At 74.0% G+C, this 19,791-nt stretch carries 16 protein-coding genes and 1 pseudogene; 7 read left to right on the forward strand and 10 right to left on the reverse strand.

The genetic code is table 11. From position 1 onward, the window contains the following. Positions 1–6: 6 nt before the first annotated feature. Complete coding sequence (locus tag ACWFQ8_RS31090) at positions 7–2,478, reverse strand: ABC transporter (RefSeq protein ID WP_453789628.1); 2,472 nt, start codon at positions 2,476–2,478, stop codon at positions 7–9. 10 nt (positions 2,479–2,488) lie between these two features. After that, positions 2,489–3,496, reverse strand: a complete 1,008-nt coding sequence (locus tag ACWFQ8_RS31095) for an LLM class flavin-dependent oxidoreductase (RefSeq protein WP_453789629.1) — start codon at positions 3,494–3,496, stop codon at positions 2,489–2,491. 52 nt (positions 3,497–3,548) lie between these two features. Between ACWFQ8_RS31095 and ACWFQ8_RS31100 the strand changes: the two genes are divergently transcribed. Next, positions 3,549–4,043 (forward strand): phosphatase domain-containing protein, encoded by a 495-nt coding sequence (locus ACWFQ8_RS31100; protein WP_453789630.1) that lies wholly within the window; start codon positions 3,549–3,551, stop codon positions 4,041–4,043. Between the two features lie 213 nt (positions 4,044–4,256). On the opposite strand, the gene ACWFQ8_RS31105 is transcribed toward ACWFQ8_RS31100, so the two are convergent. Next, positions 4,257–4,889 (reverse strand): TetR/AcrR family transcriptional regulator, encoded by a 633-nt coding sequence (locus ACWFQ8_RS31105; RefSeq protein WP_453789631.1) that lies wholly within the window; start codon positions 4,887–4,889, stop codon positions 4,257–4,259. Positions 4,890–5,002: 113 nt separating this feature from the next. On the opposite strand from ACWFQ8_RS31105, the gene ACWFQ8_RS31110 reads away from it, so the two are divergent. Further along, the gene (locus tag ACWFQ8_RS31110; RefSeq protein ID WP_453789632.1) at positions 5,003–5,929 is read left to right on the forward strand and encodes an NAD(P)-dependent oxidoreductase; all 927 of its coding nucleotides are present in this window, start codon (positions 5,003–5,005) and stop codon (positions 5,927–5,929) included. 182 nt (positions 5,930–6,111) lie between these two features. Here ACWFQ8_RS31110 and ACWFQ8_RS31115 read toward each other — a convergent pair whose 3' ends face one another. Beyond that, positions 6,112–6,327 carry a dodecin gene (locus ACWFQ8_RS31115; protein ID WP_453789633.1) on the reverse strand — a complete coding sequence of 72 codons (216 nt, stop codon included), beginning with the start codon at positions 6,325–6,327 and terminating at the stop codon, positions 6,112–6,114. Between the two features lie 165 nt (positions 6,328–6,492). Between ACWFQ8_RS31115 and ACWFQ8_RS31120 the strand changes: the two genes are divergently transcribed. The 3 genes and pseudogenes from ACWFQ8_RS31120 to ACWFQ8_RS31130 form a co-directional block, all read left to right on the forward strand. Beyond that, positions 6,493–7,755: an extracellular solute-binding protein gene (locus tag ACWFQ8_RS31120; RefSeq protein ID WP_453789634.1), complete on the forward strand. Its 1,263-nt coding sequence runs from the start codon at positions 6,493–6,495 to the stop codon at positions 7,753–7,755. 155 nt (positions 7,756–7,910) lie between these two features. Next, the gene (locus ACWFQ8_RS31125) at positions 7,911–8,747 is read left to right on the forward strand and encodes a GNAT family N-acetyltransferase (protein WP_453789635.1); all 837 of its coding nucleotides are present in this window, start codon (positions 7,911–7,913) and stop codon (positions 8,745–8,747) included. Further along, a pseudogene (locus tag ACWFQ8_RS31130) lies at positions 8,744–9,274 on the forward strand (lysophospholipid acyltransferase family protein); the annotation flags it as partial. The gene ACWFQ8_RS31125 and the pseudogene ACWFQ8_RS31130, both read left to right, overlap by 4 nt. A gap of 383 nt (positions 9,275–9,657) precedes the next feature. Here the strand turns inward: ACWFQ8_RS31130 and egtD are convergent. Genes egtD through egtA form a run of 4 tightly spaced genes read right to left on the reverse strand, consistent with a single transcriptional unit; the run spans position 9,658 to position 14,133 of the window. Continuing rightward, positions 9,658–10,638: an L-histidine N(alpha)-methyltransferase gene (egtD, locus tag ACWFQ8_RS31135; protein WP_453789636.1), complete on the reverse strand. Its 981-nt coding sequence runs from the start codon at positions 10,636–10,638 to the stop codon at positions 9,658–9,660. Further along, the gene (egtC, locus tag ACWFQ8_RS31140; protein WP_453789637.1) at positions 10,635–11,468 is read right to left on the reverse strand and encodes an ergothioneine biosynthesis protein EgtC; all 834 of its coding nucleotides are present in this window, start codon (positions 11,466–11,468) and stop codon (positions 10,635–10,637) included. Before egtC ends, egtD begins: the two co-directional genes overlap by 4 nt. Further along, on the reverse strand, positions 11,468–12,772 hold the full coding sequence (egtB, locus tag ACWFQ8_RS31145) for an ergothioneine biosynthesis protein EgtB (protein ID WP_453789638.1): 1,305 nt from the start codon (positions 12,770–12,772) through the stop codon (positions 11,468–11,470). The genes egtC and egtB overlap by 1 nt, the downstream gene beginning before the upstream one ends. Then, the gene (egtA, locus tag ACWFQ8_RS31150; RefSeq protein ID WP_453789639.1) at positions 12,769–14,133 is read right to left on the reverse strand and encodes an ergothioneine biosynthesis glutamate--cysteine ligase EgtA; all 1,365 of its coding nucleotides are present in this window, start codon (positions 14,131–14,133) and stop codon (positions 12,769–12,771) included. The genes egtB and egtA overlap by 4 nt, the downstream gene beginning before the upstream one ends. 106 nt (positions 14,134–14,239) lie before the next feature. On the opposite strand from egtA, the gene ACWFQ8_RS31155 reads away from it, so the two are divergent. Further along, positions 14,240–15,184, forward strand: coding sequence for a TIGR02452 family protein (locus ACWFQ8_RS31155; RefSeq protein ID WP_453789640.1), 945 nt, complete (start codon positions 14,240–14,242; stop codon positions 15,182–15,184). Between the two features lie 100 nt (positions 15,185–15,284). On the opposite strand, the gene ACWFQ8_RS31160 is transcribed toward ACWFQ8_RS31155, so the two are convergent. Both ACWFQ8_RS31160 and ACWFQ8_RS31165 read right to left on the reverse strand, forming a co-directional pair. After that, positions 15,285–15,749, reverse strand: coding sequence for a type II toxin-antitoxin system PemK/MazF family toxin (locus ACWFQ8_RS31160; RefSeq protein WP_453789641.1), 465 nt, complete (start codon positions 15,747–15,749; stop codon positions 15,285–15,287). Positions 15,750–15,991: 242 nt separating this feature from the next. Further along, on the reverse strand, positions 15,992–17,353 hold the full coding sequence (locus ACWFQ8_RS31165) for an amidase (RefSeq protein WP_453789644.1): 1,362 nt from the start codon (positions 17,351–17,353) through the stop codon (positions 15,992–15,994). An 837-nt stretch (positions 17,354–18,190) separates the two neighbouring features. Here ACWFQ8_RS31165 and ACWFQ8_RS31170 point away from each other — a divergent pair. Continuing rightward, the gene (locus tag ACWFQ8_RS31170) at positions 18,191–19,258 is read left to right on the forward strand and encodes a LacI family DNA-binding transcriptional regulator (protein ID WP_453789642.1); all 1,068 of its coding nucleotides are present in this window, start codon (positions 18,191–18,193) and stop codon (positions 19,256–19,258) included. The last annotated feature ends 533 nt before the right edge of the window (positions 19,259–19,791 follow it).

Genomic DNA, 19,791 nt, shown 5'->3' on the forward strand with positions numbered 1-19,791 from the left:
GCGAGGTCAGGCCGGGGTGGGCATCGCCCGGGACAGGTAGGCCGCGGTGCGGCCCGCTCCGGTCGTGGCGATGTGGGCCGGCGTGCCCGCCGCCACCACCCGGCCGCCCTCCGCGCCGCCGCCCGGGCCCAGGTCGATGACCCAGTCCGCGCCCGCCACCACCGCCATGTCGTGCTCCACGACCACCACCGAGTGCCCGGCGTCCACCAGACCGTGCAACTGCCGGGTCAGAACCCGCACGTCCGCCGGATGCAGCCCGGTCGTCGGTTCGTCCAGCAGGTACAGCGTGTGGTCCCGGCGCCGCCGCTGGAGCTCCGTGGCCAGCTTGATGCGCTGCGCCTCGCCGCCCGACAGCTCCGTCGCCGGCTGCCCCAGCCGCAGGTAGCCGAGCCCGATCTCCTCCAGGGCCCGCAGGCTGCGCGCCGCCGCCGGGACCTCCGCGAAGAAGACGGCCGCCGCCTCCACCGTCAGGGAGAGCACTTCGGCGATGTTCAGCCCCGCGTACCGGACCTCCAGGGATTCGGCGTTGTACCGGGCGCCCGCGCACACGGGGCAGGGGGCGTACGTACTCGGCAGGAACAGCAGCTCCACCGAGACGAAGCCCTCGCCCTGACAGGTCTCGCAGCGGCCGCCGGCCACGTTGAAGGAGAACCGGCCCGCCTTCCAACCGCGCGCCCGCGCCTGCGGAGCCGCAGTGAACAGCCGCCGCACGACGTCGAACAGACCCGTGTACGTGGCCAGGTTGGAGCGCGGGGTGCGGCCGATCGGCTTCTGGTCCACCTCCACCAACCGCCGCACGGGAAAGTCCGGATCGGCGAGCCGCTCACCCACCTCACCCGCCAGCACCCGGCCGACCAGGGTGGACTTGCCCGACCCCGACACCCCGGTCACCGCCGTGAACACGCCGAGGGGGAACTCCGCCTCCACATCACGCAGGTTGTGCAGCCCGACGCCGCTCAGCCGCACCGATCCGCGCGCCCTGCGCACCTCCCGCGGGGGCCCGGCCGCGGCGCCGTCCGCGAACAGGTACCCGGCCGTCGCCGACTCCGCCACGTCCACGAGCGCGGCCGGCGGACCGCTGTACAGCACGCGCCCGCCGTGTTCCCCGGCCAGCGGCCCGACGTCCACCAGCCAGTCCGCGTGCCGCACCACGTCCAGCTCGTGCTCCACGACGAAGACCGTGTTCCCGGCCTCCTTGAGCCGGTCCAGCACCGCCAGCAACGCCTCCGTGTCGGCCGGGTGCAGGCCCGCCGACGGCTCGTCCAGTACGTACACCACGCCGAACAGCCCGGACCGCAGCTGCGTCGCCAGCCGTAGCCGCTGGAGTTCGCCCGCCGACAGGGTGGGCGCGGTGCGGTCCGGGCTCAGATAGCCGAGCCCCAGATCGGCGACCGGTCCGATCCGCGCACGCAGGTCCTCCACCAGCACCCGCGCCGCCTCCCCGGCCACCCGCGCGGTGGCCAGTACGCGGTCCAGGTCGGTCAGCGCCATCGCCGCCATGTCGGCGATGCCGTGGCCGGCGAACGTCACGGCCAATGCCTCGGGCCGCAGGCGCCGACCCTCGCACGCCGGACACGGCGCGTCGGTGAGGAACTTCTCGGCGCGGGCCCGCAGGGTGGCGCTCTTGCTGTCGGCGAAGGTTCGCATGACGTAACGGTGGGCACTCATGTACGTCCCCTGGTACGGCCGTTGGATCCGGTCGGCGTCCCGCACCGGGTGCACGGTCACCACCGGCTGCTCCTCGGTGAACAGGATCCACTCGCGGTCCTTGGCCGGCAGCTCCCGCCAGGGCCGGTCCACGTCGTGGCCGAGCGCCTCCAGGATGTCCCGCAGGTTCTTGCCCTGCCAGGCTCCCGGCCACGCGGCGATGGCCCCCTGACGAATCGACAGTGAGGGTTCGGGTACCAGCAGCTCCTCGTGGGTGCCGTGGACGCGGCCGATGCCGTGACACGAAGGGCAGGCCCCCGCCGCCGTGTTCGGCGAGAAGGCGTCGGAGTCGAGCCGTTCGGCGCCGGGCGGGTACGTACCCGCCCGGGAGAACAGCATCCGCAGGGAATTGGACAGCAGGGTCACGGTCCCCACCGAGGATCGCGAGCCGGGGGAGGAGCGCCGCTGCTCCAGCGAGACCGCCGGCGGCAACCCGGTCACGGAGTCCACCTTCGGGGCGCCGATCTGGTGGATGAGACGGCGGGCGTACGGGGCCACCGATTCGAAGTACCGCCGCTGGGCCTCGGCGTAGATCGTGCCGAAGGCGAGGGAACTCTTGCCGGAACCGGAGACCCCGGTGAACACCGTCAGCGCGTCGCGCGGGATGTCGACGTCGACGCCGCGCAGATTGTGCTCCCGTGCGCCCCGGACGCGGACGTAGTTGTCGGGCGCAGGCGCAGGCGCAGGCGCAGGCGCGGACGCAGGCGCGGTGTCGACGTCGGGCCGAGGACCGACGTTCGGACCGGAGGGGGAACCGACAGAGTGGCGCATTCGTACTATTTTAGGGCCCGGGTGGGCCGGAGAGGCCCGCGATCCGGGCCAGCCGGCGGTAGGAGTCGAGCAGCGCCGCCCGGTCGTACGTGGAAGTCGTGACGAGCAGCTCGTCCGCGCCGGTGGCATCGGCGAGCACGGCCAGCTCCGCCGCGACCTGTTCCTCGGTGCCGTGGACGTGCCCGGCGAGCGCCCCCTCGTAGAGCTCCCGCTCCTTCGGGGTCATGGCGGTCGCCTCGATCTCCTCGGCCGGGCGGAGCGGGGGGAAGCTGCCGCGGGTCCGGGAGTGGGCGAGGGACCATGCCTCCGGGACCAGGATCCGCCGGGCCTCCTCCTCGGTGGCGGCGACCGCGACGGTCCCCGAGACCACCACGTACGGTCGCTCGCCCCGGACGGAGGGCCGGAACCGGGCCCGGTAGGTCTCCACGGCCTCGGTGAGCTCGGCGCGCGTCCGCAGATCGCCGACCACCAGCGGCAGCCCGGCCCGGGCTGCGATCCCGGCGCCCTCGCCGGTGGCCAGCACGTAGGCCGGTATCCGCAGTCCCTCCGAGGGGCGCGCGTGCACCTCCGGGTGGGCCCGCTGGGTGCCGTCGAGCCAGCCCAGCAGCTCGGCCAGCTGCTCCTCGAACCGGTCCGCGTCCCCGGTGTCCCGGCCCAGCGCCCGCCGGATGCCGTTGGTGAAGCCGACCGAGCGGCCGAGCCCCATGTCGATGCGGCCGGGGAAGAGGGACTCCAGGACCCCGAACTGTTCCGCGACCACGAGCGGCCGGTGGTTGGGCAGCATGACGCCGCCCGTCCCGACGCGGATCCGCCGGGTCGCCGCGGCGACGGCCGCGGCCAGTACGGTCGGGGCCGAGCCGGCGACGCCGGGCACGCTGTGGTGCTCCGACACCCAGAACCGGTGGTACCCGAGATCCTCCGCGACGCGGGCCAGGTCCACGGTGTCGCGCAGGGCCCGCGGGGCGTCGTACCCCTCGCGGGTGCGGGACCGGTCGAGTATCGAGAGTCTTCGGATCACACAGGTCTCAACGCCCGGGAACGGCCAGGATTCCCCCGCCTAGGGTGGGGCCATGAGCGCGAACGACACCACCCGGCCGCTGGCCGTCTTCGACATCGACAACACGCTGGCCGACACGGGGCACCGACAGCACTTCCTGGAGCGCCGCCCCCGCGACTGGAACGGTTTCTTCGGCGCCGCGCGGGCCGATCCGCCGCTCGCGCGCGGGATCGCCCTGGCGGTGGAGAGCGCCGCCGACTGCGAGGTGGTCTACCTGACCGGAAGGCCGGAGCGCTGCCGGGCGGACACGGAGGAGTGGCTCGTCCGGCACGGGCTGCCGACCGGGCGGCTGTGGATGCGGGGCAACCAGGACCGGCGCCCGGCGCGGACGACCAAGCTGGAGGTGCTCCAGCGGATCGCCCGGGGCCGGGAGGTGCGGATGCTCGTGGACGACGACGAGCTCGTCTGCGGGGCCGCGCGGGCGGTGGGGTTCCGGGTGGTCCTGGCGGACTGGGCCGTGCAGGCGCCGGAACTGAAGACCGCCCAGGAGGTGGAGGGCCGCACCTGACCGCCACCGCCCGCCGCCCTGCGCCGCTCGCGTGCGCCCCGCCGTTCGCGGGCATCGCGTGCGCCCCGCCGCCCGCCGGTACCTCACCGCCCGCCGGCCCACCGCCGCTCGCCGGCACTTCGGGGGCACCCCGGGACCGTCGGACGGGCGCCTCGTAGGGCGTTCGGGTCCTCAGGCGTGCGGGGCGGCCGCCGCGGAGAGGGGGCCGGGTCCTCAGGCGTGCGGGGCGGCCGCCGCGGAGAGGGGGCCGGGGGTGGCGTACGAAGTGACCAGGCGGGCCAGGTGGCGGCCTGCGACAAGGAGCGGGGTGCGGCTCCGGGTGACCTGCGCGGTCATCTCGGCGCCCTCCAGGGCGTTGATCACGGTGATCGCCAGATCGCGTGCCTCCGCCTCCGGGTGGCCCGAGGCCAGGAGCTTCGCGGCCACCAGGTGCTGCCAGTTGGTGAAGGCTTCGGCGCAGGCGGCCTGGAGCTCCGGGAGGCGGCCGACCGATTCCAGCGCCGTGGGTGTCACCGGGCAGCCGTCGCGCCAGTCGGATTCCGCGAGCGCCGCGGCGAGCATCTCCGTGACCGCCTCGATCGCGCGCCCGGGGTCCGCGTGCGCGGACAGACCGGAGCGGAGCAAGTCGGCGAACTCCTCGTCGCCGTAGTGGATGGCGGCGACCGCGAGCTCTTGCTTGCCGCCCGGGAAGAAGTGGTACAGCGAGCCCAGGGTGGCCTCCGCCTCGCGGACGAGCTGCTTGATGGGGGTGTTCTCGTACCCGCCGTGCTGCATGAGGCGTGACGCGGTGCGGACCAGCCGCTCGCGCGTTCCCAGTTCCTGCGTCGTTTTCACTGCCGCGGTCATGAGGGAACCCTACCTCAGAAGTGGATAGAGCGTTCGTTCTAGTCGTGTTACGTTCGTGGTGAGCGCTGGATAGAGCGTTCGTTCTAGCTAAGATCCGAGGAGAGAGCTCCGCCATGAATCTCATTTCGATCACGCACAACACGCCGGTCTCCGTAGCCCGGCCCGGCGCGGTCACCGTCGTCGGCCTCGGCCCCATGGGCCGCGCCATGGCCGCCGCCTACCTCGACGCCGGGTACGAGGTCACCGTCTGGAACCGCAGCCCGGGCAAGGACGCCGAGCTCGTGGAACGCGGGGCGCGGCGGGCCGGCAGTGTCGCGGAGGCACTCGCCGCGAGCACGCTGACCGTACTGAGCCTCATCGACGTGGACGCCATGTACGGCACGCTCGGTGACGCCGACCTCGGCGGCCGCGTCCTGGTCAACCTCTCCTCCGACGTACCCGACAAGGCCCGCAGGGCCGCGGCGTGGGCGCAGGCGCGCGGGGCCTCGTACCTCACCGGCGGAGTCAACGCGTCGCCCGGTGATGTCGGCCGCGAGGGCTCGTCCCTCTTCGTCAGCGGCCCGAAGGACGTCTACGAGCAGCACCGCGACGCGCTCGACGTGCTCGCCGCCACCGACTACCGGGGCGTGGACGCCGGTTACGCCCAGCTCTACTACCAGCTCAACATGACCCTCTTCTGGACCGCGTACACCGGCTGGATGCAGGCGGTGGCCATCGCGCGGGCCAACGGCCTGACCGCGGCGGACATCGCCCCCTACGCCGGCAGCACGGCCGACGGCATGCGCGGCTTCTACGAGGGCTCCGCGCCGCTGATCGACGCGGACCGGCACGACGGTACGTACGAGCGCCTCGCCATGTGTGCGGCGAGTGTCGAGCACGTCCTGCACACGGCCGCCGACTCCGGGGTGGACACCCGGATCCTCGCCGCGCACGCCGAGCTGTACCGGCGCGGGGTCGAGGCGGGCTTCGGTGCGGACAGCAGCTCGCGCCTGATCCGGGTCCTGGCCTCCGACGCCCGGGCGTCCGTACCGGCGTCCTAGCCCGATAGGGGGCCCGATGATGAGAGGGCGCGTCCGGGGCGCGCCCCCCAGGCGGAGGGGCGCCGAATCGCGGGCCGGCCGGCCGGCCGGACCGACCGGACCGAGCGGACCGAGCGGACCGACGGGACCGACCGGACCGACGGGACCGACCGGACCGAGCGCGCCGGCCGCCCCGCCCCGCGCTACTCCTCGCCTTCGAGGCGGAAGCCGACCTTGAGACCCACCTGGTAGTGGGCGATCTCCCCGTTCTCGATGTGTCCGCGTACCTGCGTCACCTCGAACCAGTCCAGATTCCGAACGGTCTGGCCCGCGCGGGCGATTCCGTTGCGGATGGCCTGATCGATGCCCTCGTGGGAGGTGCCGACGATCTCGGTCACCCGGTACGTGTGGTTGGACATGGAGGTCTCCCGACACTGGGTGGCTGTTGCCTCGTTCCACGGTGCCCCAGTAAGTCCGCCACCGCGAACTTTGCGCCGAGAATCCCGAGTGAAAGGGCCTTGACCCGCCCATTGGTCTATGCCAATTTCAAGCCATCCGCGAACTGTCCATCCAAAGGTGAACTTGTGAAGACGCGCCTCCTCGCCCTGTGCACCGTCCTCGCGGCCGCGACCGCCCTCACCGGCTGCAGCCAGTGGGGAGGGGCGGACCCGGACGCGCGGAAGGTGACGCTCTGGCTCATGAAGGGCAGCGCCTCGGACGAGTTCATCAGCACCTTCACCGCCTCGTTCGAACGCGAGCACCCGGGCGTCGACCTGGAAGTCAAGATCCAGGAGTGGGTGGGCATCGGCGACAAGGTCAACGCCGTCCTCGACGGCACGAGCAAGGAGAGTGCCGACGTCATCGAGGTCGGCAACACCCAGGTCGCCCAGTACGTCGAGACCGGCGGGCTCTCCGAACTCACCCTGGAGGGCCTGCGCTCATGGGAGAGCAAGGACTGGCTCAAGGGCCTCTCCGAACCGGGAAGCGTCAACGGCGCCCAGTACGGCGTCCCGTGGTACGCCGCCAACCGGGTGGTGATCTATCACAAGGGCCTGTTCGAGAGTGCCGGGATCAAGACCGTGCCCAAGACCCGCCAGGAGTGGATCCAGACCACGCAGAAGCTCGACAAGGGCGACCAGCAGGGCATCTACCTCGCGGGCCAGAACTGGTACGTCCTCGCCGGCTTCATCTGGGACGAGGGCGGTGAACTGGCCGTCGAGACCAGCGGCCAGTGGGTCGGGGCGCTCGACGAGGCCAGGGCCCTGGCCGGCATGGAGTTCTACAAGCAGCTCCAGGCCCTGGGCGACGGCCCCAAGGACGCCGACGAGGAGACGCCCCCGCAGGCACAGGTCTTCGCCCGGGGCCAGGTGGCCCAGATCATCGCGACGCCCAGCCAGGCGGCCGAGATCGAGGCGGCCAACCCTGCCCTGAAGGGCAAGATCGGGTTCTTCCCGATACCGGGCAAGACCGCCGACAAGGCCGGGGCCGTGTTCACCGGCGGATCCGACCTGATCATCCCGGCGCGCACCGGGCAGCGGAAGAGCGCCGTCAACGTGATCACGGCGCTGGTCAGCGAGAAGTGGCAGACCGAACTCGCCCGCACGATGAGCTACGTACCCAACCGGACCAACCTCGCCCACGTCGTCAAGGGCAACGAGGGCGCCGAGAACATGGCCCCCGGCGCCGCCCAGGGCCGGGCCACCCCCAACTCGGCCCGTTGGGCGGAGATCGAGGCCAAGAACCCGATCAAGCCCTTCATGACGGCCGTGCTCACCGGACAGGACCCCGAGCAGGCGGCCAAGGCGGCCTCCGACACGATCAGCACGGTGCTCAGCTCCGACCGCTGATCGGCGCCGCTGCCACCGGCCCCCACCGAGTTCAGCGTTCGCACATCCGAGGGCCGCTGCGCGGTCATGTCGAATCCAGCCGGTCACGGAAGAAGTAAAGGAGCCGGTTCGCGCACCTGCCGACCCGGCTCTCCGTGCCCGGATCAGGAGCCGCCATGACCATCGCACCCCTGTCCCCGTCCGCCGCTCCCCCCACCCCGACCCCCGCCCCCACCTCGACCCTCACCCCCACCCCGGTCTCCGCGCCCGCACCCCTGCTCGCCTCCCCCCGCTACGCCGTCCGCCTCGCCCGCGACGAGGACGAGGTGCGGGCCGCGCAGCGCCTGCGCCACCAGGTCTTCGCCGGCGAACTGGGCGCCCGTCTCGACGGCCCGGAACCAGGACTCGACAGCGACGCCTTCGACGCGTACTGCGACCACCTCCTCGTCGTCGAGGAAGAGACCGGACAGGTCGTCGGCACCTACCGGCTGCTGCCCCCGGACCGGGCCGCCGTCGCCGGACGCCTCTACTCCGAGGGCGAGTTCGACCTGTCCGCCCTCGCCCCCATCCGCTCCGACCTCGTGGAGGTCGGCCGCTCCTGCGTCCACCCCGACCACCGCAACGGCGCCGTCATCGCCCTCATCTGGGCCGGCCTCGCCCGCTACATGGACCGCTCCGGCCACAACTGGCTCGCCGGCTGCTGCTCGATACCCCTGGCCGACGGCGGCGTGCTGGCCGCCGCCACCCGCGCGACCGTCCTGACCCGCAACCTCGCCCCCGAGGAGTACCGGGTCACCCCGCACCTTCCGTGGAACCCCGAGGGCATCGCGTTCCCCGACCGCACCGAACTGCCGCCGCTCCTGCGCGGCTACCTCCGGCTGGGCGCCTGGGTCTGCGGCGAGCCCGCTCTGGACGCCGGATTCGGCTGCGCCGACCTGTACGTCCTGCTCTCCCTGCGCCGCACGAACCCGCGCTACCTCAAGCACTTCCTCTCGCTCACCCCGGGTACATGAGCGGCTGGCTCCCCGCCTCGCCCTGTACCCCGCAGGCCTGCGCGGGCCACGCTGGGCGCACCGCGAGCGCGGCCCTCGCCGTGCTCCGGCTCACCATCGCCCTGACCCTGCTCCTCGCCGGGATCCTGGTTGCCCCGGCGCTGCGGCTGCTGGCCGCCGGCCCCCGGCACGCGCTGGTACGGGCCTGGTCGGTCGCCCTCGTACGGGCCTTCGGTGTACGCGTCCGCGTGCACGGCAGCCCGGGCCCGGCCGGGGGCCGCCTCGTCGTCGCCAACCACATCTCCTGGCTGGACGTCCCGCTCGTCGCCGCCGCGCTGCCCTGCCGGATGCTGGCCAAGAGCGACATCCGGGCCTGGCCCGTCCTCGGCCGCCTCGTCGGACGGTCCGGGACCCTGTTCATCGAACGCGACCGGCTCAGGGCTCTGCCCGGCACCGTGGAGACCGTCACCCGCGCCCTGCTGGCCGGCGACCGCGTCACCGTCTTCCCCGAGGGCTCCACCTGGTGCGGGCGTGCCCGGGGACCCTTCCGGCGGGCCGCCTTCCAGGCGGCGCTTGACGCGCGGGTCCCCGTGCAGCCCGTGCGGATCACGTACCTGGGGCACGACGGGGAGCCGGCCGGGGTACCCGCCTTCGTCGGGGACGACCCCCTGACCGCCTCGCTGTGGCGGATCGTCCGGGCCCGCGGGATCCGGGCGGAGGTCAGGCTGGAGCCGCGGATCCCGCCGGGCCGCTACACGGACCGGCGGGACCTCGCGGCCGCCGCGCAGGCGGCGGTGGGCGGGGCGCCCGTGAGCGGGGCCCCCGGGCGCGGCGGGGCGGTCAGCGGGGCGGTCGCGATCACAGGAGTGACCACCGCGGTGACCACCGCGGTGACCGCGGTCGTGTCCGCCCCGCTGCCCGGTGTGCCCGCTCAGCCCTCCCCGTCCGCGCCGCCGGCCACCGACAGGGACAGAGCGAACCGGCCCGCCGCGTCCGTCCACCACTGGGTCAACTCAAGGCCGGCCGACGCCAGTTCCTTCCGTACGCCCTCCTGACGGAACTTCGCGGAGATCTCCGTCAGGATCTCCTCGCCCGCGGCGAACGGCACCACCAGATCCAGTGCCCTGATCTTCACCAGGACCGCGGAGCGGGCCCGCAGCCGCATCTCGATCCACTCCCGCTCCCGGTTCCACACCGCCACGTGCTCGAAGTCGGCGGTGCGGAAGTCCCCGCCCAACTCCCGGTTGATCACGACCAGTACGTTCTTGTCGAACTCGGCCGTCACCCCCCGCGCGTCGTCGTACGCCGCCACCAGCACGGACTCGTCCTTCACCAGGTCGGTGCCCATCAGGAGCGCGTCCCCGGGCGACAGCATCGCCCGCACGGAGGCCAGGAACACCGCCCGCTCCGGCGGCAGCAGGTTCCCGATCGTGCCCCCCAGGAACACCACGAGCCGGGGCCCGGGGGACTCCGGCAGGTGCAGCGCCCGGGTGAAGTCGGCGAGCAGCGCGTGCACCCGCAGCCCCGGATGCTCCGCCTGCAGCACCTGCGCCGCTCCGGTCAGGGCGCTCTCGCTCACGTCCACGGGGACGTAGGTGTCCAGCGCCGGCATCGCCTCGATCAGGTGCCGGGTCTTCTCCGAGGACCCGGAGCCCAGCTCGACCAGCGTGCGGGCCCCGCTCACCGAGGCGATCTCCCGCGCCCGCTCCAGCAGGATCTCCCGCTCCGCGCGCGTCGGGTAGTACTCCGGCAGCCGGGTGATCTCCTCGAACAGTTCGCTGCCCCGCGCGTCGTAGAACCACTTGGGCGGCAGCACTTTGGGGGTGTGCGTCAATCCGTGCAGCACGTCCGCGCGCAGCGCGGTCTCCGCCGCGTGCTCGTCGAGGGTCCGGGTCAGCTGGAAGTCACTCACGGGCACTCCTTCTCGCTCGGCGGGGTCTCCTTGAGCGGAGTCAGTCGGATGCGGGTACGGGTGGCGGTCAGCAGGGTCCGGTCGGGCACTTCGCGCCAGCGCGGATCGTCGTCGTACGGCTCGGACGCCACCACCGTGCGCCCGGTGCCGGTGCCGGTGCCGGAGCCGGTGTTGCCGCCGGTCGCGGTGTCGCTGCCGGTGGCCGTGGCGTCGGTCAGGTACCAGAGCGAATCGCCCCAGGCCGTCGCGGCGATGGTGACCCCGTCCGTCAGCAGCAGGTTCAGCCGCGAGCCCGGGGCGGCCGTCGACAGCTCCCGCACCGGCTCGGCCAGCGCCGTTCCGAGGTCGTCCCCGGCCCGCAGCCGGGCCAGGACGAGCGCCCAGACCAGGGCCGAGTCCGTACGCGCGGACAGTCGGAGCAGGGCCTCGGGCGGCAACCCGGCCGCCAGGGGGGCCACCGCGTCCGGCCAGTCCCGTACCGCGCCGTTGTGGCTGAACAGCCAGGGACCGTCCGCGAACGGCGCGGCCGCCGCCTCCCCGTCGGCCCCGGCCCGGGTGGCGTCCCGTACGGCGGCCAGTACGGCCCCGCTGCGCACCACGCGGGAGAGGTCCGCGAAGGTCAGGTCGCCCCAGACCGGCCCGGCCCGCCGGTAGCGGGCGGGCACCGGATCACCCTCCGCGTACCAGCCGACGCCGAAGCCGTCGGCGTTGATCGTGCCGTTGCGCTGGCGGCGCGGCTGCCACGCCTGGTGCACCAGCGAGTGCTCCGGCTCGCTGAGGAGCCTCCCGAGTGCCACCTGCGGTCCCAAGTACGCCAGATGACGGCACATCAGACATCCCTCGCCGTGCGGAAACCGGCGAAGATCTGGCGCCGCACCGGAAGGTCCCAGTTGCGGAAGGTGCCCCGGCAGGCCACCGCGTCCACCGCGAAGGAGCCACCGCGCAGCACCTTGTGCGCCGGGCCGAAGAACACCTCCGAATACTCGCGGTACGGGAAGGCCCGGAACCCGGGGTACGGCAGGAAGTCGGAGGAGGTCCACTCCCAGACGTCACCGATCAACTGGCGTACGCCGAGTGCGGAGGCCCCGGCCGGACAACTGCCCGCCACGGCCGGGCGCAGGTGCCGCTGGCCCAGGTTGGCGTGCGCGGGAGTGGGGTCCGCGTCGCCCCACGGGTAGCGGGTCGAGCGGCCGGACACCGGATCGTGCCGGGCCGTCTTCTCCCACTCGGCCTCGGTGGGCAGCCGCCGCCCCGCCCAGCGGGCGTAGGCGTCCGCCTCGTACCAGCTGACGTGCAGCACCGGCTCGCCGCCCGGCACCGGTTCCGTCACCCCGAAGCGCCGGCGCAGCCACTGCCCGCCCTCCCGGTGCCAGAACAGCGGCGCGCCGATGCCGTGTTCGCGGATCTGCGCCCAGCCCGCCGGGGCCCACCATCGGGAATCGAGGTATCCGCCGTCCGCGACGAACGCCTCGTACGCGGCGTTGGTCACCGGCAGGGTGTCGATCCAGAACGGCGCGACGTCCCGGACGTGTGCGGGCCGCTCGTTGTCCAGCGACCACGGCTCGGTGGAGGTTCCCATCGTGAACGGGCCGCCGGGAACGAGCACTTCTGGCGCTGTCGGAGGATCGTACGGGGCGTCCGGATCGGGAGCGGCCAGGACGGGCGCGCCCACCCGTAGCTGGTGGGTGATCAGCATCGTTTCGTCATGCTGCTGTTCGTGCTGGGCGATCATTCCGAAGACGTAGCCCGCGTCCAGCAGCGCGGTACCCTCCAGCGGGGTGCGGTCCAGCAGGTCGAGCACCCGGCCGCGCACCTCGGCGGCGTACCGGCGGGCCTCGTCGGGTCCGAGCAGGGGAAGTTTCGGGCGCTCGGCGCGGGGGTGCTCGAAGGCGTCGTACATCGGGTCCATCTCGGGGCGCATGGCTTCCCGACCGCCCACCTGGCGCAGCAACCAGAGCTCCTCCATGTTCCCGATGTGCGCCAGGTCCCAGACCAGCGGGGACATCAAGGGGGAGTGCTGCGCGGTCAGGTCCCGGTCGGTCACCGCGTCCGTGAGCGCCGCCGTGCGGGCGCGGGCCGCGATGAGGGCGGCGGCGGCCCGCTCCCGGGTGCCGGGTCGGGATTCGGTGGTCACGCGCGGTCCTCCTTCCCGGTCAGGCGCTGTTCGGGCGGATCGTCGGCGGGACAGCGGCCGCGCAGGGCGAACCGCTCGGCGAAGGCGCCGACCGTGTCCTGGACGTGCGTACTCGCGCCGAGCCGGGGCAGTGCCGCGGTGGCCGCGCGGAAACAGGTCGCGGCGGCGGAGCGGAGCTCCGGGTCGGCCAGCCCGTGGTGCGCGGCGGAGCGCCACAGGGGGTTGCGGGGCGCGGGCTGCGATCCGTAGGCGTCGGCCAGGGCCTTCGTCGCCCGGTACGCGGTCTCGGTGGCCTCCGGATCGTCGAACAGCGCGTGCACGACGGCCACCGGGACCAGCCAGCCGTCGTCGCCGGGCTGCGCGTCGATCATCCGCAGCTCCAGGTGGCCGCGCGGCCGGACGGGCGGGAACAGGGTGGTGAGGTGGTAGTCCAGATCGTCGAGGGTGGGCGGCCGCAGCCGGGTCGGGCCACTCCCGCCGGGCCGGCCGTCGCTCCCTTCGCCCGCGCGCAGCCAGTCCCGGAAGGTCATCCCGTCGGGGACGGTCCAGGGCTCGCTCCCGGGCGACCGTACGCACATCACCTCGGCGTCCAGCGCCTGCCGGACCCAGCCGGTGCGCGGTTCGGTCTCCAGCGGCGGGGCGAGCGAGCGTCGCCTGTCGATGTCGGCCCAGTTGCCCTGGCGGGCGCAGCGCCAGCCGTCGTACGGGCCCTGCCCGCCGGGGGAGTTGGCGAAGGCGGCGACCAGGACGGCGCCCAGCAGGTGCGCCAGCCGCCAGCGCCGGCCGTGGCCCAGCGCGCCGGGTTCCTCGTACCCCGCGTCCACGCAGACCTGCACGGAGGCGGAGGCGCGCATCATGGCGCGCCCGGACGGGCCGACGCGGTCGAAGTAGGCCTCCATCGCGTCGTAGCGCGGGCTGGTCAGCAGGCGTCGGTGTGGTTGGCGGGGATCCTGCCCGAGGCCGCGCAGCACCATGCCCTGGGCGAGCAGGGCGGTCCGTACGGCGTCCAGGTCGGCCTGGAGGCTGTCCACGCAGGCGGTGAGGGAGGCGGCGGGTGCCGAGCTGAGCTCCAGCTGGCCGCCGGGCTCGACGGTCACCTGGGAGTCGAGGGGCAGGGCCCGGGCGGCGGCGTGCGCGGCGCGCAGCCGCTCGGGGGACAGGGGGCGCTCGGGCCGTTCGGCGTCGAGGACCAGCCATTCGAGTTCGGCGCCGAGGAGACGGGGCGGGCCGGTCTTGAAACAGATCCCCCGGAGCAGGTCCTCGGCCTGGACCTCCGTGATGGCGGAGGCAGGCGAGGGGGCGGGGGAGGGTGGGGCTGTGACCTGTGGGGCGGGTGCGGGAGCTGGTGAGTCCTGTGGCATGACGGGTCCTCATCTCCTGTCGTCGACCGTGACATCCCCGTGCCTACCCGTCTCCAGGGCACAAATTCCTTTGCCGCCACGGGGCGGGGGTACGGAAAATGACGGTATGAGCAGCAGATTGCGCGAGATCGCGCGGGAGAACGCGCGGATCCTGGCGGCCGGTGGCTACCGGACGCGGTCGGGACGGCAGGTCTCGCTGGCCGCCGCCCTGGCGGAGGCCAAGGCAGGAACCAGAATATATGGACCGAATCGGATCATTCCAGACGAGGGGTGCGTCGGGAGAGGCGCGGGCCGCCCCGCAGGCCCGGGAGGCGCGGGAGACCCGGGGGACGTGGGAGGCGCGGGAGACCCGGGGGACGTGGGAGTCCCGGGAAGTGGCCGGATGGTCGTCGAGGTGACGGGGGAGAGCAGTACGGTCGCGGCCCGCCGGCTCGCGGTGGGGCACACCTCCGCCGGCGCGGACGGTTCGCCGACCGGTGCGCAGGACCGGGTCGCGGTGCTGAACTTCGCCTCGGCGCGCAATCCCGGCGGCGGCTACGTCCGGGGGGCCAAGGCCCAGGAGGAGGCCCTGTGCCGCGCCTCGGCCCTGTACGAGACGCTGCTGGAGGCGCCGGAGTACTACGAGGTGCACCGCGCGGAAGCCAGCACCTTCTACACCGACCGGGTGATCCACTCGCCCGGCGTGCCCGTTTTCCGCGACGACCGGGGCGAGCTGCTGGAGATGCCGTTCCTGGCGGGCTTCCTCACCTCCCCGGCCCCGAACGCGGGCACCATCCGCCGCCAGGAGCCGGAGCGCGTCGCCGAGATCCCGGCCGCGCTCGCGCGTCGGGCCGAACGGGTGCTGGAGGTCGCCGCGCTGCACGGGTACCGCTCGCTGGTGCTGGGGGCGTGGGGGTGCGGGGTGTTCCGCAACGACCCGGCGCAGGTCGCGGAGGCCTTCCGGGGCCTGCTGGCGGGCCGCTTCACGGGCACGTTCGACCGCGTCGTGTTCGCCGTCCTGGACCGCGATCCGTCCCCGAGGGAAGCCTTCGCCCGCGCCTTCCCGAGCTGAGTGCCCGCCGGGCGGACCCCGGCCCGGGGCTTGGCGCGGCCGGGGTTCGCCGATCGGCCCAGGGGTTCGCGGCGCGGGTCGGCGCTCCGGCCGGGAGCGGCTACCGCCAGCCGTAGCGCTCGCGCAGCCGTTCCACGACCCGGCCGAAGCGGCCTCGGTCCAGTGCGCACGCCTCGCGCCGCATTCCCGACTCGTGCACCCGCAGTACCCGGTCCACGTCCACCCAGGACTCCCGGCCCGCGCTGTCCCACGGGCCCGGGCCGATCGGCACCCACTCGTGGTCTCGGTCGTGCCGCTTGCTGGACAGCTGTACGGCGAGCAGGGTCCGCCCACCGGCCTCCCGGGCCACGACCAGGACCGGGCGGTCCTTGCCGCGGCCGTCGTTCTCCTCGTACGGAACCCAGGTCCACACGATCTCGCCCGGGTCCGGATCCCCGTCCGGGTCGGGCGCGTACTCGGTCCGTACCGGCCCGATGGCCTGCGGGTCCGCCTCGGTGGTGGCGGTGGAACCGTCCCGCCCGGGCTGCTCGGTGGGACCGTTCCTGCGCTGCGGGAGTGCCGTCATTCCGGGAAGGCTACTGGGTTCCGACGGCCCCTGTCGCACGCTCGGGACCAGCGGACTCCCCCGCCGGGGCAGGTGTTCTCGGCGGGAGCCGGCACAACCGCCCGCGCCGGCGATCGGGGCGCGGGTACGGGGTGGGTGGAGCCCGGGAGCGCGGGAGCCCGGGAGCCCCGCTCGGGCCGGGAACGGGGCACGGGCGGGAACGGGGCACGGGCAGGATCGGGGGCCGAACGCCCGGCGGCGGGTCAGGCGGGGCGTCGGGCCGGCCAGGCCTCCGCGGCCTCCAGTTGCGCGGCCAGCGCCAACAGCAGCGGCTCCGAGTCGGCCGGGCCCAGGAGTTGGGCCCCGAGCGGCAGCCCGGACCGCGTGAAGCCGGCCGGGACGTTCACCCCCGGCCAGCCCAGTACGTTCCAGGTCCACGCGTACGGGCAGGCGGCGATCATCGCCCGGTCGGTGGCCATCGCGCCCAGCCCGGCCAGGGCCCCGATCCGCAGCGGAGGCGTGGCCGTCGTCGGCGTGAGGACCACGTCGAACCGGCCGAAGACCTCGCCCACCCGCCGCCCCAGCACCGCTTCCGCCCGGCGCGACACCCGGAGCGGCAGTCCACCGAGCAGCCGGCCCGTGCGCACCGCCTCGTGCGTGCGCGGGTCCAGCAGGGAGGCGTCCGGCACCCGCGCCACCAGGTCCCGTACGCCCGCGGTCGCGCGGGGCACGAAGGTCAGGCCGATCGGTCCGTACCGGGGATCCTCCGGCACCACCTCGTGGCCGAGCGCCTCCAGCCCGCCGGCCAGCCGCTCCACGGCCGAACGCACCTCGTGGTCAAGCGACTTCGGTGTCGCCGTGAACGCCATCGCGAAGGACAGTGCGATCCGCAGCCGCCGGGGCTCCCGCCCGGCCGCCTCGACCGCCGAGATGCGGGCCGGGCGGTGCGGGTCCTCGGGATGCGGGCCGCTCGCGGCGTCCAGCAGGAGCGCCGCATCGGCCACCGTCCGGGCCAGTACGCCGTTGACCGTCAGCCCGTGGAACGCCTCCGGCTCCGGCCAGGTGGATATCCGTCCGCGCTGCGGCTTCACACCGACCAGGTGCGTCCAGGCGGCGGGGATGCGTACCGAACCCGCGCCGTCGGAGCCGAGCGCCGCCGGGACCAGCCCGGCCGCGACGGCGGCCGCCGAGCCGCCGGAGGAGCCGCCGGGCGTGTAGGCCGGGTTCCACGGATTGCGGGTGGCGCCGAAGGCGTGCCCCTCGGTGAAGGGCCACTGGCCGAGCTCCGGGGTGTGGGTCTTGCCGACGACGACGGCGCCGGCGGCGCGGAGCCGCCGTACGGCCTCGCTGTCGCAGGTCTTGCGGGGGAACTCCCCGGCGCAACCGAAGGCGGTGGTTTCCCCGGTCACGTCCATGTCGTCCTTGACGGCGAGCGGCACGCCCAGCAGCGGGAGCCGCTCGCCGGAAGCCAGCCGCCGGTCGGCCGCATCAGCCTCGGCGAGCGCGGCCTCGGCCCGTACGGTCCTGAAGGTGTTGAGCCGCGGCTGCGCGAGCGCGATCCGGCGCAGGGCCTCCTCGGTCAACCGGCGTGCGGTGACCGTGCCTTCGGCGAGCGCGGCGGCCATGTCCACCAGCCCGGTGGGCGTGGAGGCCGGGACGTGCGAGAGCGAAGAGTCCGACACCGTGACCACTCCCCTTACCGGTCGGTAGCCAGACGGTAAGGGGAGCGGGGCGGCGCTGACCAGAGGCTCCCGCGCAAATCGTTGATCAAGCCCGTCCGACTTCGGGGGTCTTGTGACAACTCCTGTCCAACTCACCTGCCCCTGTAATGATTTGAGGCATGACACCACGACGGAATCCGCCCGGCGCCTATGGCCGACAGGCTCCCCGTGGGCTACGGAAGCGTGATCTCCTTCTTCCCGGTCCTGGCCGCCGTCACCGTCCACCCCGAGGCCAAGGCCTGGGCGCGGGCGGACGCGCGCTCAACGGCCGCGGCTTCGAGGTGCGCAGGGGAGGGGACCGGCGAAACCAGCATCTCCGGTCCGAACCCGTCCACCGGTGCGGCCGGGTACCACTCCGCCCGAGCAGGAACCTCGCGGGGCACCGCACCCCCCCGCGATCAGGCCGAAGTCGGCCGGCTTGTTCGCCGTGTCCATGGCCTCGTCCCGGAGCGCGCGCAGGACGCCCGCGACTGCGACGGAAAGGGCCACGGCGCCTTCCTGGGCGGGCGGAAGAGGGGGTGGGAGGGGGTGCGCGCCGCCCTGTCGCGGCGGCGGGGGTGCGTCGGAGCGCGACAGGCGACGGCACGGCAGGACGGGTGGGGCGACGTCCCGAGGATGAGGACGATGAGGACGCAGCGCCCTGCTTGCACGTGTCAATGACTCGTGCAAGCGGTGTGCAGCACCCGGTTCAGGCCAGCGGCAGGCCCCCGGGTCCCACCGGTCTGGAAAGATGCCACCGCAATGTCACAGTCATCGAAGCCGCCGAAGCCGCCGAGGCCGCCGAAGCCGGCGTCCGGATCCCCCACGCCGCCGCCCCCCGTGCCGACCAGCGCCGATGTGGCCCGCCTCGCCGGAGTCTCGCGCGCGACGGTCTCCTACGTCCTGAACAACGCGGAAGCGGTACGGATCAGCGAACCGACCCGGCGCAAAGTGCGCGAGGCCGCCGAGGAACTGGGCTACGTTCCGCACGCGGCCGCCCGCAGCCTGCGCGCCGGACGCACCAGGATCGTCCTGCTGCCCACCTCCCACGTGCCGGTCGGGCCGCTGTACAGCGCCTTCCTCAACGAGCTCCAGTGGGCGTTGCGCCGACTCGACTACACGGTGGTCCAGTACGGGAGCCTCGGCCTCACGGGGGACGAAGCGGCGCGGGCCTGGGCCGAGTTGCGGCCGGTGGCGGTGATCTCCCTCGGCGAGGTCGCGCTCTCCGCGCACAACGTCGCCGCGCTCAAGCGGGCGGGCGCCCGCGCGGTGTTCACGATGGGCCCGGACAGCGTCCCGGGGGCGCACGCGCTGGTCGTGAACCAGGAGGAGGTCGGGGCGAGGGCCGCGACCCACCTGGTCGACCGGGGCCGGCGGCGGATCGGCGTGGTCGTTCCGGAGGAGGACGGGCTGGGGCTGTTCTCCGCGCCCCGACTGGCGGGGGCGCGGTCCGCGGTGGCCGCGGTGGCGGACGCGGAGGTACGGGCCCTCCCGATGGCCTACTCCGAGGAGTCGGCGGCGGCGCTCGCCGCGCGCTGGCGGGGCCTCGGACTGGACGCCGTCTTCGCGTACAACGACGAGTACGCGATGCTGCTGATGCGGGCCTTCCAGGACGAGCGGCTGCGCGTCCCGGAGGACGTCGCCGTCATCGGCGTGGACGACCTCCTCATCGGGCGGCTGCTGCGGCCCCGGCTGAGCACGGTGCGGATCGAGATGCCGACCGGCGACCACTTGGCGTCCCTGGTGGACCGCGCGGTACGGGATCCGGCCGAGACCACCGAACGGCACGACCTGACGGCTGCCGCAGCCGTCCCTCGCGACTCGACCTGACGGCCGGACCGGCGCCCTCGGGCCGCCCCGGTCCGGATGGGTGCCGTGCCGCCCCGGCGGATGCCGGTCCGGGGGCGGTGCCACGGCGCTTCCGGCGGTGCCGTGTCCGCGGGCGCGGCGGCGGCGCGCCGCCCCGGCCGGTGCCGGGCCGCGGGGGCGCGGTGCCGTGCCGCCCCGGCCGGTGCCCCTGAGGTCGGTCCGCGGCTGTCCGTCGTGGCCCGGCCTCGCCCGGCCCCGGCTGCCCGGCCCCGGCGCGGGCCACTCGTGACGCGGTTCGGGGGCCGAGGGGCGGCCGGGGGCCCCTGCGGGAGCGTTCCTACCGGGGCCCGGAACGACATGTCGGTACGGCCGCGGAGCCCCGGCGGAACGAGATCCACGCCGCACCGTAGTGGCGTGGCCGACGGCGTTCACCCCGGCCGGAGGCCGCGGCCGCGGGCGCCCGCCCGGGGGGGGGGGGGGCCCGGCCCCCGGGGCCCCCCCCCCGGCGCGGGAACTGGCGGGGCCCGCCGCGGTAAATTAAAAAAAAATACCAG

It is taken from the genome of Streptomyces sp. NPDC055254, assembly GCF_053606025.1.

What these genes read in the sequence shown, in the direction of transcription:
- ACWFQ8_RS31100 (WP_453789630.1), top strand. Translation starts at nt 3,549, where the DNA reads ATGAGCGCGAACGACACCACCCGGCCGCTGGCCGTCTTCGACATCGAC.
- ACWFQ8_RS31110 (WP_453789632.1), top strand. Translation starts at nt 5,003, where the DNA reads ATGAATCTCATTTCGATCACGCACAACACGCCGGTCTCCGTAGCCCGG.
- egtC (WP_453789637.1), bottom strand. Translation starts at nt 11,468, where the DNA reads ATGTGCCGTCATCTGGCGTACTTGGGACCGCAGGTGGCACTCGGGAGG.
- ACWFQ8_RS31160 (WP_453789641.1), bottom strand. Translation starts at nt 15,749, where the DNA reads ATGACGGCACTCCCGCAGCGCAGGAACGGTCCCACCGAGCAGCCCGGG.
- ACWFQ8_RS31105 (WP_453789631.1), bottom strand. Translation starts at nt 4,889, where the DNA reads ATGACCGCGGCAGTGAAAACGACGCAGGAACTGGGAACGCGCGAGCGG.
- ACWFQ8_RS31155 (WP_453789640.1), top strand. Translation starts at nt 14,240, where the DNA reads ATGAGCAGCAGATTGCGCGAGATCGCGCGGGAGAACGCGCGGATCCTG.
- ACWFQ8_RS31170 (WP_453789642.1), top strand. Translation starts at nt 18,191, where the DNA reads ATGTCACAGTCATCGAAGCCGCCGAAGCCGCCGAGGCCGCCGAAGCCG.
- ACWFQ8_RS31115 (WP_453789633.1), bottom strand. Translation starts at nt 6,327, where the DNA reads ATGTCCAACCACACGTACCGGGTGACCGAGATCGTCGGCACCTCCCAC.
- ACWFQ8_RS31125 (WP_453789635.1), top strand. Translation starts at nt 7,911, where the DNA reads ATGACCATCGCACCCCTGTCCCCGTCCGCCGCTCCCCCCACCCCGACC.
- ACWFQ8_RS31165 (WP_453789644.1), bottom strand. Translation starts at nt 17,353, where the DNA reads ATGGCCGCCGCGCTCGCCGAAGGCACGGTCACCGCACGCCGGTTGACC.
- ACWFQ8_RS31090 (WP_453789628.1), bottom strand. Translation starts at nt 2,478, where the DNA reads ATGCGCCACTCTGTCGGTTCCCCCTCCGGTCCGAACGTCGGTCCTCGG.
- egtA (WP_453789639.1), bottom strand. Translation starts at nt 14,133, where the DNA reads ATGCCACAGGACTCACCAGCTCCCGCACCCGCCCCACAGGTCACAGCC.